A 16,021-nucleotide genomic window follows, 5' to 3' on the forward strand; every position below is an offset into this window, starting at 1 on the left:
GACGTACGCCCCGATCCAGGCTCCACGATTATTTTGACAGCGGAATATCATTCGCGTTACAGAACATGGCTAGGCGCGAATTCATTCGCGAGGGCAATCTTCAACACAAGGGTTGCCGAACACGCTCAAATCGATGGGCCTGCAAAAGGGCCTCGATGCCGGGGAAAATCACATGCTGATCGATCTTCACGCCCACGCTCCGCTTCCGGGTTATTACAATCAGGATCCTCACTGGGGCCCGTTCTTCGAGAAGCATGACGACGGCCATATTCGCCTTCGCGTTGGCGAGTGGATCCTATCCCTCGGCTCTCCCGAGCGTCGAGCCGCGGTGGCGCGTGGCGAGACCATGGAAGTCGAGGAATTCATGGCAAAATGGAACGACCCGGTCCATCGGCTGAGTGGGATGGACGCTGTTGGCCAGGACGCCCAAGTTCTGTCGGTCCCCTCTCACTGCTACATGTATTGGGCAGATCCGGCGTTCGCGAACCCATTTTCTACTACCGTCAATGATACCCTGGCGGAGTACTGCAGCCGTTCAAACGGCCGGCTTTTCATGTGGGCGACGGCGGCTCTGCAAGATCCTGTGAACGCGGCCAAGGAAATACGTCGCGCCTGCACCGAACTGGGCGCCAAAGGATTGAGCGCCGGCGGATCCAACTTCGGCGGCATGGAATTCGACGACCCGCGCATGGATCCCATCTGGGAGACGCTGTGCGATCTCGATCTTCCAATGTTCGTGCACGGATACAACCAGTCCGTGACCTGGGGTGCGAAGGCAAACACCGACAAGTACGAAACGACCGCCATCGTCGGCATGAACTACGACGAGACCAAATGCTTCTGGTACCTGATCTGCGGAGGCGTGCTGGACCGGTTCCCCAACTTGAAGGTCTACATCACCCACGCGGGCGGGTTTGTTCCTTATCAGCTCGGGCGGCTGGCGCAGACCATCAAGAACCTCGATGTGGTCTACAATAAGAAACCCTTCGAGTCGTACCTCCCCAACTTCTGGTTCGACCCTGAACTACACGAGTTGCCCATGAGACAGGCTTTGGTCGAGGTGATCGGCGCGGACCGGTTGGTCTATGGCACCAACTTCGGAGGCAGTGACGCCATTCGCGGTGACCTGACAACAGGCCTCAGGGTCTCAGCCGAGGATTTAGAGAAGATCCGTTGGAAGAACGCGGTCGATCTCTTGCATATCGATCTGGACAAGATGGGGCGGACCAACAAAGCGATTGCCGCCTGATGAAACTGGCCCGGTGCACCACCGGCGGCCCGTCCTTCTGGGCTGTCGTCGATCCCGCAACTGATGCCGCCCGGCCGATCGCGGGCGGAGTCGCCGACTGGGGGCCCGGTCTCGTTCAAGGGGGCGGCGAGGCGGCGCTCACGTTCGTCGGACCTACGCTTGTCCTGTCGCAACTTCGACTGCTCGCCCCTTGCGATGTCACCAATAAAGTCGTCATCGCGGGGGCGAACTACAGAAAGCATCTGATCGAGTTCGGTGTGGCCGCGCCATCCCAACCGATTGCCTTCCTGAAGGCCTATGGGGCATTGATCGGGGCCGCGGATCCAATCCGATACCCCCCGCTGACCGATGAGCTGGATTATGAGTGCGAACTCGTCGTCATTCTCGGTACGTCCGACATCGACCTGGACGATCCGCTTGCCTCCGTCCTCGGCTACACGGCCGGCAACGACGTCAGCGCGCGCGACCTTCAACGCAGTGGCCCTACCGGGATCGGCATGGACCTTTACGCCGCCAAAAGTCAGGACGGCGCGACGCCGGTGGGACCCTGGATCGTCACACCCGATGAGTTCCCGGCTGGCAGTCCCACCCTACGTCTCTCGACCACAATCAACGGCGAGGTTCGGCAGGACGGCACGACGGCCGACATGACCTGGAACGTTCCGGAGTTGATTAGTTTCATTCACCAGAGGGTGAGCTTCGCCGCCGGCGATCTGCTGTTCACCGGTACACCCGAAGGCGTGGGACAGGCGACCGGCCGCTATCTGCGCCCGGCCGATGTTGTCGAGGTGACGGTCGAGGGGATCGGAACCTTGCGCAACGTGGTCGGGCCCAAGACGGGCTGAGGCGACAGCGGCTTTCGCCAATTTTGCCAAGGGCCGTTTGTTTGCCACGGGCCGTTTGGCGTTAGCCTGACACTTCCCATGTCGCCCGTGGATGTTGGTTCAACGAACCATCAGCATGCCGCCATCAATGGCGATGGTCTGGCCGCTGATAAATCGCGCTTCCTTTGAAGCGAGAAAAGCAAGGACCGGGACGAAATCCTCACTGATGTCGCCCAGTCGCCCCCCAAGGGGAATGGCCCGAGCTTTGAGGCAGTCGTGGGCCACCAGTTCTTCCGCAGTCATCTCCGACCTGGTCCTGTCGTACATCGGCGTCCAGATCGCCGGCGCGATCGCATTGACTCGAATGCCATAAGCTCCCCACTCAGCGGCGACCGTCCGGGTCCAGGCGAGCACCGCGCCCTTCGCCGCGGCGTAGGCGGCCTTGCCCGGATGGCCCTTCACGCCGGCGGCCGAAGCGAAGTTCAGGATAGATCCGCCGCGATCGGCCAGATGTGGGAACACTGCTCTGTTCATGAGAAAGGTGCCTGTCGCATTCACAGCCAAGGCGTGGCTCCAGAGGTCAAGCGACGTTGCGGCCGCCGGGCCACTTGGCGCCGCACCAGCGGCATGGATCAGGACATCAAGCCCTCCAAGAAGTCCGACGGCCTCGGCGACCGTTTCCTCGACCGACTGCTCGAGGGTTACGTCAACGAGAGTAAAACCCGCCGCCCCGGACTCGGCGGCGATCCGCCGTCCGGCGTCTTCCGCGAAATCCATGGACACGACCCGCGCGCCGAGAGCGGGAAAGGCGCGGACCAGCCCCTCGCCCATACCGCTGGCGCCTCCGGTGACAATGATGCGACGGCCGCTGAGCTGACGGTTCGGCATGGCGGATCCCCTCGGGCGAATGCTCAAGCAACGGGCAGGATGGTCTTTTCGCGCGCCATCGCGCGCTGGACAGCCGGACGTGCGATCAGCCGTCGTACATGTTCTGAATAGTTGACCAGATCGACCACCGGATGCTCGTCCGCATGGCCCCACGCGTAGAATACGAGGGCGTAGGCGTCGGCGATCGACATGCGATCTCCCACAAGCCACTCGCGGCCTTCCAGCAGCCCATCAATCTTTTGCAAATTGACGAGAAATCGGGTTCGGCCCTCGCGGCTCAACGACGGGTGGGTCGTCTCGTCCGGCGTCATGCGAAAAGGCGCTCGCGCCATTCGGCGGGTGATGTGGACCGTACTGGCGAACCAGGCGATCAGCGCCATGACCCGGGCGGACTCGACCGGATCGTCAGGCATGAGTTTCGCATCGGGAAAGGCGCGGGCCACCCAAGTCAGGATCGCCACATTCTCGGGAATGATGACGCCGCCAATCGATAGCGCCGGCACCGTGCCCCCGGGGTTGATACGCCTGTAGTCGTCGACGCCTTCGGGCGTATGCAGCCGCACCCGATGCGGATCGAAGACGGCGCCCGCCTCCTCAAGCGCGATATGGGACGCCAGCGAGCATGACGTCGGCGTATAGAAGAAGGTCAGTTCGGAGGTCATACGCTGTCGCGGCGTGCGGCGCGCCAGGCGAGCGCGAAGTGGCCAGTAGCCCAGAGCATCGCAAACATGACCGCCATCATGCCGAACTGCAGCGAATTGCTGCCGCCTCCGACCAGTTGGCTAACCACCCCCACTATAAGGGGGCCAACGCCATATCCGATCAGGTTGGTCGCCGCCTGAACCGATGAAACAACCACGCCCCGCATCCGCGATTCGACCCCCCCGAGAAGCATGGCATAGGCAGACGCTGTGTGAGCCCGCGAGAAGATCTCAAACAGGATGAAACCAATCGCAACCATGATCAGATTGCCCGACAGGGCAAACACCAGGCCCGAAAAGAACGACGCTGCGCTCATCACCATGGGCACGGACGCCAGCGCCGGCAGTCCAAACCGGCGCGTCACGATATCTCCGAGCGGGCCGCCGATCAGCGAGCCGATGCCGCCGAACACTCCGACGCCGATGCCCGCGAACAGTCCAGCCTGAGCGAGCGAGAAGTCCTGTGTTCGGATAAGGAACGACGCGGCCCAGACCGGGACGCCCGACATGGCGATGGAGTTCAGAGCGATTCCAAGGAATGGGTGCCTGACCGTAGGTGTCCGGAAGATATAGGCGAGGGTTGAGAAATACGATGGAGCCTTGAGCTGCGCTCCCTTCACGTCAACTTCGCGAACGGGCTCTTTCACCGTAAAGAAGAGCAGAAAGGCCAGCAGGATTCCGGGAACTCCCGCGATAAAGAACGCTGCTCGCCAGCCATAGTTCGTAGCGATGACGCCGCCGATCACGAGGCTGATAGCCGTGCCCAGGGCCGTGCTGACCCAAAATATGCCGATCGGCGTAGAGCGGCGGGACTTGGGGAACAGGTCAGCGATCATCGACAAGGCGGTGGGTGCGCCGGCTGATTCAGCGGCCCCGACGACCAGCCGAGAGACCACCAGGCTGACGTAGCCTGTAGCCAGACCGCAAAAGGCAGTGGCTCCACTCCAGGCGAATAGCATGACGGAGAGCAGATTCCGGCGATTAACCCGGTCGACCAGCATGCCAATCGGTATTCCGGCGATGGCATACGTCAGGCCGAAGGCCAGTCCTGTCAGGAGGCCCAACTGGCTATCGTTGAGGCCGAACTCGTGTCGAACCGGCTCGATCACGATCGACATCACGGATCGGTCGACGGCGTTGAAGACATAGACCAGCGTCAATACCGCCAAGGCGTACCACGCCCCCTTGGCGACGGGCCGCTCCGCCGCCTCTGTTGTCGTCATTTTAAACCTCCCAATGGCCCTTGTCGGGCCATAGCGCCTCTCACTTTGGTATCCGTCGTGGCCGCTTCACCATTGTCCGTAGGCGATCGCTGTGGCGAGACCGCCCGCCTGGGCAGAAATTGGCCTGAGCTCCGCAATCACTGCCACGGTCCTAGGTTCAGACTTGGCCATACGAGCGCCCGTGGTCCTAGGTGGGCGTTCCAAGGGCGACCATCTTGCCGCATAAAACTGCCTCAGGTTTCGGCCGCATCCGGCCGGCACGAAAGGGAGGCGGCCCTCCGTCCGGTGGATTGGACGAAGGGCGCGCCAGTTGGGCTAGAACGGACGGAAGGTAAGTTGGAACATGATCTCGCGTCCCCGGTTGACGTTGCCGGTCAGATCAGCTTGACCACCGAGGGTCGCCGAACCCGTCCGCGCCGCCGTGCCGGTGCCCGGGACGTTCGAAGCCACATCGACCCTGAATTCCTCGGTGAGGTTCCGACCGATCAACGCAAACTCCCAGCGGCGGTCGTCGCTGAATACACGCGCCCCCGCATTGAGGAACCAAACGGACTCCTGTTCCGCGCCTGGGTGCAGTTCCGGGTGCGGATTGTAGTCGGACTTGTAGTTTGCGTCAGCGTTAAGTCCCCACGAAATGCCCGGCATGCCAGTGGAATGCACATAGCCGGCGCCGATCGAACCGCTCCATTCGGGCGCGTTGATCAACCGGTGGCCCGCGAGCTGCTGGCCCGTGAACCGCAAGGTCGTGGGGTTGACTAACTGGTTGCAACCCTCCGCGATGGTCTGCCCGATCCAGCAGGTGGCGAGAAAGTCCGTATAGGTCGCGTCGCTGTAGTTCACGGCGCCTCGAATAGTGAGGTCCTCGATCGCTTCCGGCCGGAAGATGAAGTCGGCCTCTACGCCCCTCACGGCCGCTGCGCCGGCGTTGTTCACCCGGATCACCGGGACGCCGCTAGAGTTGTCCAGCGAGTTCACCTGCAGGTTCGTGTAGTCGTAATCGTACAGGGTCAGGTTTGTTCGAAGGGAGCCATCCAGCAGCAACGCCTTGATCCCGAGTTCGAACCCTTCGGCGGATTCGGGCTGATACAGGGCATTCAGCGGGGTAACGAATGCGTTGCCGGTGTTCGTGGCCGCAGCGAACCCGCCCGATTTGAAGCCCTCTTTGTAGGCGCCGTAGATCGTCAGAGTTTCAGACGGTCGCCAAGTCAGGGTGACCTCCGGCGAAGTGTTGCTGAACTCGGCGCTGCCGGGCGCCACAGGCTGAAGGACGCCGTTCCGGGCGACCGAGAAGTCTTTGGTTTCACGGCTCCAACGCAGGCCGCCGGCGAGCTCCAGCGAATCCGTGATGTCCCAGATGCCTTGGCCGAACACCGACTGGGTCTGGCCCTCGATCGTATGAAAGAACAGGGGTGAGCCGGCCGTAATCAAGCGGGTGTAGGTGGTCAGTTGGGTGTCTTCATAGAAGCCGCCGACCAGGAAGTTGAACGACCCGTCAAAATCAGAAGCGAACCGGATTTCCTGGGTCACCTGCGTCAGTTCTGTGTTGCCGCCAAAACCGAGCGTGGGCAGGGCGTCCGAGGGCGCGACCGCATAGGTGTCGTAACGGAAGTCCTTGTTATTCGCCCAACCGGTGATCGACGTCAGCGTCAGCGCGTCGCCTAGCGCCCAGTTCATTTCCAGTGAATGGAGGGCCTGAGTATAATCCCCCGCGCCTTCACGGTCGGTGAACCCGTCAGGCGCGCCGACGAGAAAGGCCGGGTTGATGCTTCCGTTGGCGTACACGTCGTCAGCGCGGCAGTCGTCAACGGCCAGTGCGGCCGCCAGTGCAGGGTTGGCGACATTGCCGTTCAACGCACTCGCCTGGCCCGCTGTCTGGGGCGCGCCGTTCGGGCAATAGATGCGCTGGAATCCCCCCGCGGCGTTGTAGCCGATGCCCTCCATGTCAGCGTAGCTGAGCTTCAGTCGTGCATCAAAGGCGTCGGAGGGCTGCCAAAGCAGGGTGCCGCGCGTGAACATGAAGGACTGCTGCGGGCCGCCGTCGGCATTGCCGGTGACAGAATTCGGCCGGATCGCATTGGCGGCCGCAGCCGCGCTTCCGGCGATGTTGGTGCGCCAGCCCTCCATGTCAGACAACTGTACGACCAGGCGGGCGCCCAGGGTGTCGGTCAGAGGACCGGAGATCATGGCCTCGAACTGCCGCTCCTCGGCATTGACTTCATAGGCCGCACGGCCGCGGGCTTCGAACGAGCTGCCCGGGTCCGCAGTCGTAATCGAGATGACGCCGGCCGGGCTGTTCTTGCCGAAAAAGAGCGCCTGAGGTCCACGGAGTACCTCGATCCGCTCCATGTCGATCTGGCCAATGCGAACCGCGCCGCCACGCGACAGTTGGACCCCGTCGATGTTAATCGCCACCGTCTGTTCGAAGGTTGGGTTGGAACCCGCTGTGGTGCTGACACCGCGCAGCGCGACTGTACCGCCGACTCCGCCCGAGACTTCGCCCACTGCGATTCCGGGAGTCACCGCGCGAAGGTCCTGCAGACTATCGACCGCCAGGATCTCGAGTTGTTCGCGACCAAGAACCGTCACAGCGACGGGAACCGAGATCGGTGCTTCGTCGCGGCGGCGCGCGGTCACGACCACGTCATCGATCTGGGACGCTTGCTGCGTCGACTCCTGGGCCTGAACAGCTGCGGGTGCAGTCAACGTCGCTGCGCAGGCCAGTACGGCATACGAAGCGCGCCGATATAATCCGTTCTTCATGGTGCTCCCCCCGTCCCGGCTGCGAGCCGGAATCATTGTTGCGCCGCCCCAAAACTCGCTCCGGACCCGAAGCGCGCGAGGTCAGCAGCAGGAGGCTAACAGAACACCGCTCATCGGCAACGTAAAAATCTCACTTGGGAACGCTATTCTGTATCTCGAACCCTTGACGGCGCAGGATTGGTCAGCCGCAAAACCCCACCCTGACACATAATCCGGGCTTTCGGAGGGTGAGGATGCGGAGTCTGGCAGGCTCGATCCGGCGGATGATCGGCACTCTCGTGCGGAGATGCGGTTTGCCCGGAAGCAGAAGCCGCCGGACGCCAGATTGCCTCCGTCGGGGTGTTGAGCTTGCCGTGAACTTACATCGCCCTTCGCCATGCGACGCGCCCGCGATTTCTCATCCGGCAGCCGCAAGGAGGACGATCGGCCAAGGATGTGCAGCAATCGGGGACGCGGCGTCAGCGATCTACAGTGATGCCTGAGGCCTCACGATCCCAAGTCGCTTCGGTCGCGCCTTCGTCACGGAGCTGGAATTTCAGCACCCTGCCTTGAGGATTCACGGGAAGCTCCGACCTAAACTCGACGTAGCGCGGCACAGCATAGTACGGCACTCGATCGACCAGCCACCGGCACAGATCCTCTTCCGTGAGCGTCGCGCCGGGCTTCAGTTTGGCGGTCACCTTGAGGTCGTCTTCCTGCAAGGGGGACGGTACGGCATGGACGGCGACCTGTTCGATCGCCGGATGCGTCAAGATGGAGCTCTCCATCTCGAAACTGGAAATGTTCTCCCCTCGCCGCCGCAGATAGTCCTTCTTCCGATCGACGAAATAAAAGAAGCCGTTCTCATCGAACATGCCGATGTCGCCGGTGTGGAACCACATGTTCCCCATGACCTTCAACGTGTCGTCGGGGCGCCGCCAATAGCCCTTGAAAATGATGTCAGGCATCAGCGGCCGGCAGACCACTTCGCCTGCGGTGCCTGCAGGGACCTCGTTGTCGTTGTCGTCAAAAATGCGAACGTCCAGCTCAGGCGCCGCCTTGCCCGATGAGCCTTCCGCATAGGACCCGTCCGCCGGCATGGAGGTAAGCAGTCCCTCCGTCAGGCCATAGATGTTGGACCCGACGTGCTTGGCGCCAAAACGGGTTCGCCAGATCTGCTTGACCTCCTCGGGGAAGGGATTGCCCTTCACGGTATGAACCTGCCCGAAACAGCGCGCCATCGCTTCGTGCTCATCGGCGCGGGCCAGGAGAGTGCCCAGCGAACCCAAGATCGAAACGACCGTCGCCCCGGATTTTTCAACGGCCGGCCAGAACCCCGAGACCGAGAATTTCGGCGCGAACGAGATCGTCGCTCCGACCAGCATCACCGAGACCACGCCGGTCGCGATGGCGTTCATGTGGAACAGCGGCAGGGGCGTCCAGTAGATGTCATCCGGCCCGAACGGTGCTGAGCGGGTCAGCATCCGGGCGAAGTGGCACATCTGGTTGCCCGTGATCATGCAGCCCTTGGAAGGCCCGGTGGTGCCTGAGGTGTAGATCAGGGCGTTCAGCGCCCCGGGGTCGGGCAGTTCGTCAAACACGCTTTCGTCTGCGCCACGATGATCGTCCAGCGCCGCGATGTTTAGGGCCGATCCGGACTGGGCCTCAAACTCGCCTCGCACCAGGACGGTTTTCAGCGCCGTCAATTCGCCCTCGATGGCAAGGACCCGGGGCAGGTATCGCGCCTCACAAACCAGAACCGTCGCCCCTGCGTCCTCGATCTGGTGGCGCAGGAACTGGCCGATCAGCGCCGTATTCAGAGGAACGCTGATCACCGAAATCTTGTTCGCGGCAATCCAGGTCGTGACCGCATCAACGTTGTTGTCCAGCATCGAGACGATCGGGGCTCCGGCGACAAGGCCCAGCTCCTGAAGAGAGTGGGCAAACCGGTTGCTGGCGCGGTCGAATTCCTCGTAGGTGTGCGTCTCGCCGCAGAAATCGAGAAAGACCTTCTGAGGATGTGCACCAACCGCGCGTCGCAGTGCGGCGACCGGCGTGTCGCGAGGGCCGGTTCGCCAGCCCGTCTCGGTCGTATGGGTCATCGCCGTCATTCCATTCATTTCGCCGACTGTTCGATGAACGCGAGGCGAGACCACGCTCCGTGTGCGCGGATCCATTCACCGCCGAACCTACCCGCCGCGATTGCTGCGGTCCAGCGTCATTCTATGGGCAGTATTATATTCTGGCATCAGAACTACAAACATCAACGACTACCTTGCCGCAAACACTGCGCGACCCTAACCGGGCAATAGCCGCGCCGCCCCGCTCCAGCGGATAGCGTTCTGAAATGCGCGGCCTTATCTTGCCGGCCGCATAGAGTCCCATCAACACCTTCATGTCTTCTGCGCCGGCTGAGGGATTGCGTCCTATGTAGGCTCCCCAGAAGACTCCGATAATCTGGCTGCCCTTAAGCAGGGCAAGATTCAGCGGAACCGTCGGAATTCCCGCGGCGAAGCCGACAACCAGGTATCGGCCGTGCCACGCCATCGACCGCATCGCCGGCTCAGCATATGGGCCGCCGACTGGATCGACTACGACGTCGGGCCCCCGTCCGCCGCAAGCGGACTTGATCGCCTCGGTAAACGCGCTCGCTTGCGCGACGTTCTCTACCTTCTCAGGATAATGCACCACCACATCCGCGCCCATTGCGATAGCGGCTTCCAGCTTGTGGGAGGACGAAGCCGCCGCAACGACACGCGCGCCGAGTGCCTTGCCCAACTCCACGGCAGCGAGGCCGATGCCGCCGCCCGCCCCCAGAACCAGAAGCGTCTCGGCGGGTTGGAGGCTCGCCCTGCCGACCAAGGCATAGAAGACGGTCCCGTATGTAACCTGAAGCGCGGCCGCTTCATCGAACGGCATCGCATCCGGGATCACTGTGGCCCGCTCCGCAGGTACGATCACGACTTCGGCCATTGCCCCGAAGGGTATTGACGCGGAAACGCGTTCCCCCACCCTGATGGCTTCAACTCCCTTGCCGACGGTCCGCACTACACCCGCCAACTCGCTTCCGGGCGAGAACGGGCGGCTGGGGCGCAGTTGGTATTTGTCCTCTATGACCAACGCGTCAGGAAAATTCACAGCACAGGCGTGAACCATCACGGAAACTTGGCCTGGCCCCGGAACAGGCTCTTCAACCTCGCGGATCTCGAGCGTTTCCGGACCGCCTCGCCGCAGACTCTGAAGGGCTCGCATTGCGACTCCCAGAAAGGCGCGAACGTCTTCGGGTCCGCCGTTCTGACCTACTCAGGGACGGCACTCGTGACAATCATTTTATTCTGACATAAGAACTCTGTTCCGTTTGCCGAATTTTATGCACTATTGTAGCTTGAGTGAAGCAAGCCCGCGGCTGCCCGGATCGGCTGACGGACCCGTCGAAGGATGACGCCGATGGCAGATGGAACACTTGGCCGCGCCGTTCTGATCGAGCGGGTAAACCGCGTCGGTTGGATCACGCTCAATCGCCCCGGGCAAATCAATGCGATCAACTCGTCCCTGCGTCGCGAGGCACTGATGGCGCTTGATCAACTCGACAGCGATTCCGGCATCGGCGTTATTGCGATCCGCGGCGCTGGCGAGCGGGGCTTTTGTGCCGGGGCTGATATCAAGGCGCAAAGCGACGCGACCTGCCTGACCGCCCTGCGAGACGAATTGACCCCAGGCTGGATCGAGGCATTGGACCGGGTCAATAAGCCCCTGATAGCCGCGATCCATGGTTACTGTCTCGGCGGCGGGCTGGAGCTCTCGATGGCCTGCGATATCCGCGTCGCGGCCCCGGACGCCCTGTTCGGCCTTCCCGAAACAGGCCTCGGCCTGATCCCGGGCGGCGGCGGCACCCAGCGCCTGCCTCGATTGGTAGGTCTGGGGCGGGCGCTCGACCTGTTGCTGAGCGGAGATCGGATTGACGCGGCCGAAGCACACAGAATTGGTCTTGTCTCGCGCCTCTCCGCCTCTGTCGGAACCCTGATCGACGAGGTCCAGTCGTTAGCCGAACGCATCGACTCCAAACCCGCCGCTGCTTGCGCCTACGCCAAGGAAGCTGCCCGGGACGGTTTGGACCTTTCTCTCAGCGCCGGACTGAAGCTGGAAAAGGACCTGTTTGTGCTGTTGATGTCGACGACGGATCGCCGAGAGGCCGCCGCGGCCTTCAAAGAAAAGCGACTCCCCGCGTTCAGCGGGCGCTAGATGGCCCCTGTCCGAAACAGACTCAGGGCCGCAACGTGAGAAAGCTGCCGCTGCTCAATGCGGAAACGCGACCGTTCTGGACCGGTGGCGAAGTCGGCGAGCTGCGGATGCATCGCTGCGTCGACTGCGCGCGGTATTTCCATCCGCCCGCACCCGTCTGCCGCCATTGCACAAGTCTGAAGGTCACGCCGACGCCGGTGTCCGGTCGCGGACGGGTTCTGACCTTCACCATCAACTATCAGGCCTGGACGCCCGAGTTGGCCGAACCCTATGTCGTCGCCATCGTCGAACTGGAGGAACAGGAAGGCCTGCGTTTCCTGTCCAACGTGGTGAACTGCCCGCCTGAAGAAATCGAGATCGGCATGCCCGTGAGGGTCGTGTTCGAACAGGTCGAGGACGTCTGGATCCCGCTGTTCGAAAAGGCGGCAGCGTGATGGACACGCGGTTTCTCGAAAAAAACGTCGCCATAGTTGGCGTCGGCCAGTCCGAAGTCGGTCGCCCCTCCTCGCGATCGGCGATGCAGTTGACCGTGGACGCCGCGCTGGAAGCCATCGCGGACGCGGGCCTGGATCCCAAGGACATCGACGGCGTCTGTTCCTGGCCCGGCGACAACTCCAATGGCGGCAGCTTTTCGCCGGTGGGCCCGCTGGCCGTGCTCAGCATGCTTGGCCTGAACTGCAACTGGTTCAGCGGCGGCTATGAGGCGGCCGGCCCATTGGCCGGCGTGATGAACGGCGCAATGGCCATCGCCTCTGGCATGGCGAATAACGTCGTGGTCTTCCGCACCATCACCGAGTCCAGCAACCGCCTGACCGGCAGCAAGGACCAGAGCCTCGCCGCGAAGTCCGGTCCGCGCGACGGCAACTTCATGTGGCAGTGGTGTACGCCATTCAACGTTCTATCCGTGGCCAACATAACCGCCATGTACGCTCACAGCCACATGCAGAAGTACGGCACGACGCCGGAACAGCTGGCCCAGATCGCCCTGACCACACGGCGCAACGCCCTCCTCAACCCCAAGGCCGTCATGCGCAAGCCCATGACGATGGACGACTATTTCGCATCGAAAATGATCTCGACGCCACTGCGGATGTTCGACTGCGACGTCCATTGCGACGCCTCGACCGCCATTGTCCTGTCGCGCAAGGACATCGCCAGGGACCTCCGCCATCCACCGATCCGGATCGAGGCGATCGGGGCGGCGATGAATCAGCCCTATCTCTGGGACCAGGTCGATCTGACCGCCAACGCCATGCCGGACGCCGGCAACGCCATGTGGGCGCGGACGGACATGACGCCAGCGGATGTCGACACGGCCCAGCTGTACGACGGCTTCAGCATCCTGACGATGATGTGGCTGGAAGGACTGGGTCTGTGCCCGAAAGGCCAGAGCGGCGCCTTCGTCGAGGGCGGCCACCGCATCGCACTGGACGGCGAATTGCCCCTGAACACCAACGGCGGCCAGCTTTCTGGTGGCCGCACCCACGGGCTCGGCTACGTCCATGAGGCCTGCACCCAGCTGTGGGGACGCGGCGGCGAGCGCCAGATCCGCGATCCGCATGTCGCCGTCTGCGCCGCGGGCGGCGGACCGCTCGCGGGCAGCCTGCTGCTGGTCAAGGACTGAACATGATGGTCGGCGAGCGCCAACGCGCCGCCGACGCAAGGAGAACGAGATGAGCCTGTACGACCTGCTGCTCAGCGGCGATCTGATGGTCCATGATGCCGACAAGGCGGCCGAACAGATCGTCAGTAAGCTGGACATTCACGGCCACGCCAACTGGCGCCAGGCCTTTCCGGGCCACCCCTATGTTGCCCACTTCCTCAGGGTCCATAAATCGCTGGCCGTGTCGCCGACGCGCGTGGAGCCGCAGGGCCACCTCGATTTCCCGAACCACGGCGATCCGATGTTTCCGGGCTTTCTCAAAAGCCTGGAGGATTTCCAGGGCCCGTTCCGCCCGATCAAGACCCACGCCACCGTCCTGGTGTCCGACAATATCGGGGGCGTGGTCGAACACCTGCTCAGCAAGGGCCAACCCTTCCGCCTGGCGCAGCTGACGCCCGAAATGCCATTCGACCGCCTGTGGGTCGGCTGCACACCCGAAAACCCGGTCTATGAACCCTCCGTCGACGGCGGCCTGTGTATCGAGGTCATTCCGCTTGCTGCGATCCAGATGCCGGCCGAGGCGTTCGACACACCATCGCCTCGCCCGCGCGATCCCAAGCCGGGCGACATGGTCCGGGTCGTCGGGCGCGGCTTTCTGGTCCGCGATCTGGACGACGTGCTGCGCCGCCTCGACCAGAACCTGGATCTCCACCCTGCAGGCGCGGTCGAACAGCTGGACGGCGAGGGCTACAAGGTCGCCCGCATCGGCTTCAACCTGGGGACCAGCGCGACGCTGGACGTTATCCAGCCGACGAAATGGGACAGCCCCTCCGGCCGCTACCTGCACAATTGGGGACCGGGTCCGCACTACATCCGCATTTCTGTGAACGGTCTGGACGCCAAGGCCGACCGTCTGGCGGCGCTGGGCGTGAAGTTCGAGCGGATCGAAGACTGCCAGGCTGTCGGCGGCGCCCTGCTGCGAGTTGACCCGGCCGAGTTCGACGGCGCGATATTTGAATTCTGCGAAGACCGGAGCTGATCCATGGCCCGCGTCAGCCCCCTGCCCCTCGACAGCCTGACCGACCCCTTGCGCGCCTCGATCGCGCGGGGAACGGCGACACGGATGCTGTCCAACACCCTGCCGGTCCAGATCTGGGCCCGGCGTCCGGCGGCGGCCAATGCCTGGCTCGGTGCGATGGCGGAGATCCACGAGCGGGGCGTTCTGCCCGACCGTCTCCGGGAATTAGTTCGGCTGAAGATCGCCTCGATCACCACCTGTCCGGTGTGCCAGATCGCGCGCAAGTCCGACGACGTCAGCGAAGCCGACATCGTCGCCTGCAGCGATTGGTCCGACCCCCGCTTCAGCCCGCCAGAACAGGCTGCTCTACGCTTCGCCGAACTGTTCGCGGGCGACTACTTCTCCATGGGCGACGAGGTCTACGAGCACCTGCGCGAGCATTTCAACGATGACCAGATCGTCGAGCTTCATCTGTTCAGCGGCCTCATGCTGGCTGGCGGCCGGATGACCTATGTGCTCAAGGGCTATGAGGACACTCCGGCTTGAAGGCGTTTTTCTCGCGCCTGCCGCCCAACGCCCAGGGCGCGATCTGGGTGCTGCTGTCCGGCGTGACCTTTGTCACCATGACCACCCTGGTGAAGCATCTCAGCGGCGACTACCCGTCCCACGTCCAGAATTTCTACCGCCAGACCGGCTCACTGATCGTCGCGATCCCCTTCATGCTGCGCAGCCCCCGTCTGGTGCTGTTCGTGCCCCGCTCGACCATGCCCGCCCTGTTCTTGCGGTCGTTGCTAGCGACGATCGGAATGATCCTGCTGCTCTATACCTATGAAGTCATGCCGATGGCGGAAGCGAACGCCCTGTCATTCACCCGCCCGCTGTGGGTGGTGCTTCTGGCGGCGCTTTTCCTGCGCGAGCTGATCGGCCCCAGCCGGATCGCGGCAGTGGTCATGGGTTTCGTCGGCGTGGTGATCATCATGCGACCTTGGGGCGCGGACGTCGCGGTCGGCTGGCCACACCTCGCCGCGCTGTTTTCCGCCCTGTGCCTCGCGGGCACGATCACTGGTGTGAAGTCGCTGACAAAAAACCTGTCCGCCACCTCGATCCTGGTCTGGTCCAGCATCATCGGTGAACTGCTGTGTCTGCCATTCGCCCTGGCCGACTGGCGTTGGCCCAGCACCGGCGACCTGATCCCGCTGTTCCTGATCGGCCTGCTCAGCGCCGCCAACCAAGTGCTGTTCATCAAAGGGATGGCGGTCGGCGAGGCGGCCGTCCTGGCCCCCATCGACTATGCGCGGCTGGTGTTGTCGGTGATCGCGGGTCTGCTGGTGTTCGGTGAATGGCCCGACGTCTTCACCTGGCTCGGCGCGGGCGTGATCGTGGTCTCGACCCTCTACATCACGATACGAGAGATCCAGAGCAAGCGCGCCAGGACGCTTGCCATAGACGCGGGTCAGCCCGATGCTTCGATCCCCCTTGGTCTGGATGCCGGCGCCCGTCCGGATGATGGACGCTGACTCCACCCAGCGGCAGT

At 63.0% G+C, this 16,021-nt stretch carries 14 protein-coding genes; 8 read left to right on the forward strand and 6 right to left on the reverse strand.

What is annotated here, in order from left to right; all coding sequences use genetic code 11:
• Positions 1-172 precede the first annotated feature (172 nt).
• Positions 173-1,249, forward strand: coding sequence for an amidohydrolase family protein (locus B3E43_RS11720; RefSeq protein ID WP_292029667.1), 1,077 nt, complete (start codon positions 173-175; stop codon positions 1,247-1,249).
• On the forward strand, positions 1,249-2,094 hold the full coding sequence (locus B3E43_RS11725; RefSeq protein ID WP_292029669.1) for a fumarylacetoacetate hydrolase family protein: 846 nt from the start codon (positions 1,249-1,251) through the stop codon (positions 2,092-2,094). Before B3E43_RS11720 ends, B3E43_RS11725 begins: the two co-directional genes overlap by 1 nt.
• A 99-nt stretch (positions 2,095-2,193) precedes the next feature.
• Here the strand turns inward: B3E43_RS11725 and B3E43_RS11730 are convergent, their stop codons facing one another.
• From B3E43_RS11730 to B3E43_RS11755, 6 genes are all read right to left on the reverse strand, one after another.
• The gene (locus B3E43_RS11730) at positions 2,194-2,961 is read right to left on the reverse strand and encodes an SDR family NAD(P)-dependent oxidoreductase (RefSeq protein WP_292029671.1); all 768 of its coding nucleotides are present in this window, start codon (positions 2,959-2,961) and stop codon (positions 2,194-2,196) included.
• 23 nt (positions 2,962-2,984) lie between these two features.
• On the reverse strand, positions 2,985-3,623 hold the full coding sequence (locus B3E43_RS11735) for a glutathione S-transferase family protein (protein ID WP_292029672.1): 639 nt from the start codon (positions 3,621-3,623) through the stop codon (positions 2,985-2,987).
• Entirely contained in the window at positions 3,620-4,885 is a 1,266-nt protein-coding gene (locus tag B3E43_RS11740) for an MFS transporter (RefSeq protein ID WP_292029675.1), read from the reverse strand. Before B3E43_RS11740 ends, B3E43_RS11735 begins: the two co-directional genes overlap by 4 nt.
• A 315-nt stretch (positions 4,886-5,200) precedes the next feature.
• Positions 5,201-7,645, reverse strand: a complete 2,445-nt coding sequence (locus B3E43_RS11745) for a TonB-dependent receptor (protein ID WP_292029677.1) — start codon at positions 7,643-7,645, stop codon at positions 5,201-5,203.
• A gap of 458 nt (positions 7,646-8,103) precedes the next feature.
• Complete coding sequence (locus tag B3E43_RS11750; protein ID WP_292029679.1) at positions 8,104-9,726, reverse strand: AMP-binding protein; 1,623 nt, start codon at positions 9,724-9,726, stop codon at positions 8,104-8,106.
• A 133-nt stretch (positions 9,727-9,859) separates the two neighbouring features.
• Positions 9,860-10,876, reverse strand: a complete 1,017-nt coding sequence (locus B3E43_RS11755) for an NADPH:quinone oxidoreductase family protein (RefSeq protein WP_292029683.1) — start codon at positions 10,874-10,876, stop codon at positions 9,860-9,862.
• Positions 10,877-11,062: 186 nt separating this feature from the next.
• Here B3E43_RS11755 and B3E43_RS11760 point away from each other — a divergent pair, with 186 nt between their 5' ends.
• The 6 genes from B3E43_RS11760 (at position 11,063) to B3E43_RS11785 (ending at position 16,004) form a co-directional block, all read left to right on the forward strand.
• Entirely contained in the window at positions 11,063-11,866 is an 804-nt protein-coding gene (locus B3E43_RS11760) for an enoyl-CoA hydratase/isomerase family protein (protein ID WP_292029685.1), read from the forward strand.
• A gap of 35 nt (positions 11,867-11,901) precedes the next feature.
• Complete coding sequence (locus B3E43_RS11765) at positions 11,902-12,300, forward strand: Zn-ribbon domain-containing OB-fold protein (RefSeq protein WP_292029688.1); 399 nt, start codon at positions 11,902-11,904, stop codon at positions 12,298-12,300.
• Positions 12,301-12,383: 83 nt separating this feature from the next.
• Positions 12,384-13,490, forward strand: coding sequence for a thiolase family protein (locus B3E43_RS11770; protein ID WP_292029690.1), 1,107 nt, complete (start codon positions 12,384-12,386; stop codon positions 13,488-13,490).
• A 49-nt stretch (positions 13,491-13,539) separates the two neighbouring features.
• Positions 13,540-14,508 carry a lactoylglutathione lyase gene (locus tag B3E43_RS11775; RefSeq protein ID WP_292029693.1) on the forward strand — a complete coding sequence of 323 codons (969 nt, stop codon included), beginning with the start codon at positions 13,540-13,542 and terminating at the stop codon, positions 14,506-14,508.
• A gap of 3 nt (positions 14,509-14,511) precedes the next feature.
• Positions 14,512-15,033 carry a carboxymuconolactone decarboxylase family protein gene (locus B3E43_RS11780; RefSeq protein WP_292029695.1) on the forward strand — a complete coding sequence of 174 codons (522 nt, stop codon included), beginning with the start codon at positions 14,512-14,514 and terminating at the stop codon, positions 15,031-15,033.
• The gene (locus tag B3E43_RS11785; RefSeq protein WP_292029696.1) at positions 15,030-16,004 is read left to right on the forward strand and encodes a DMT family transporter; all 975 of its coding nucleotides are present in this window, start codon (positions 15,030-15,032) and stop codon (positions 16,002-16,004) included. The genes B3E43_RS11780 and B3E43_RS11785 overlap by 4 nt, the downstream gene beginning before the upstream one ends.
• Positions 16,005-16,021: the final 17 nt, after the last annotated feature.

Origin of the sequence: Brevundimonas sp. UBA2416, from assembly GCF_002343105.1 — a bacterium.
In the GTDB taxonomy this organism is placed as follows: Bacteria; Pseudomonadota; Alphaproteobacteria; order Caulobacterales; family Caulobacteraceae; genus Brevundimonas.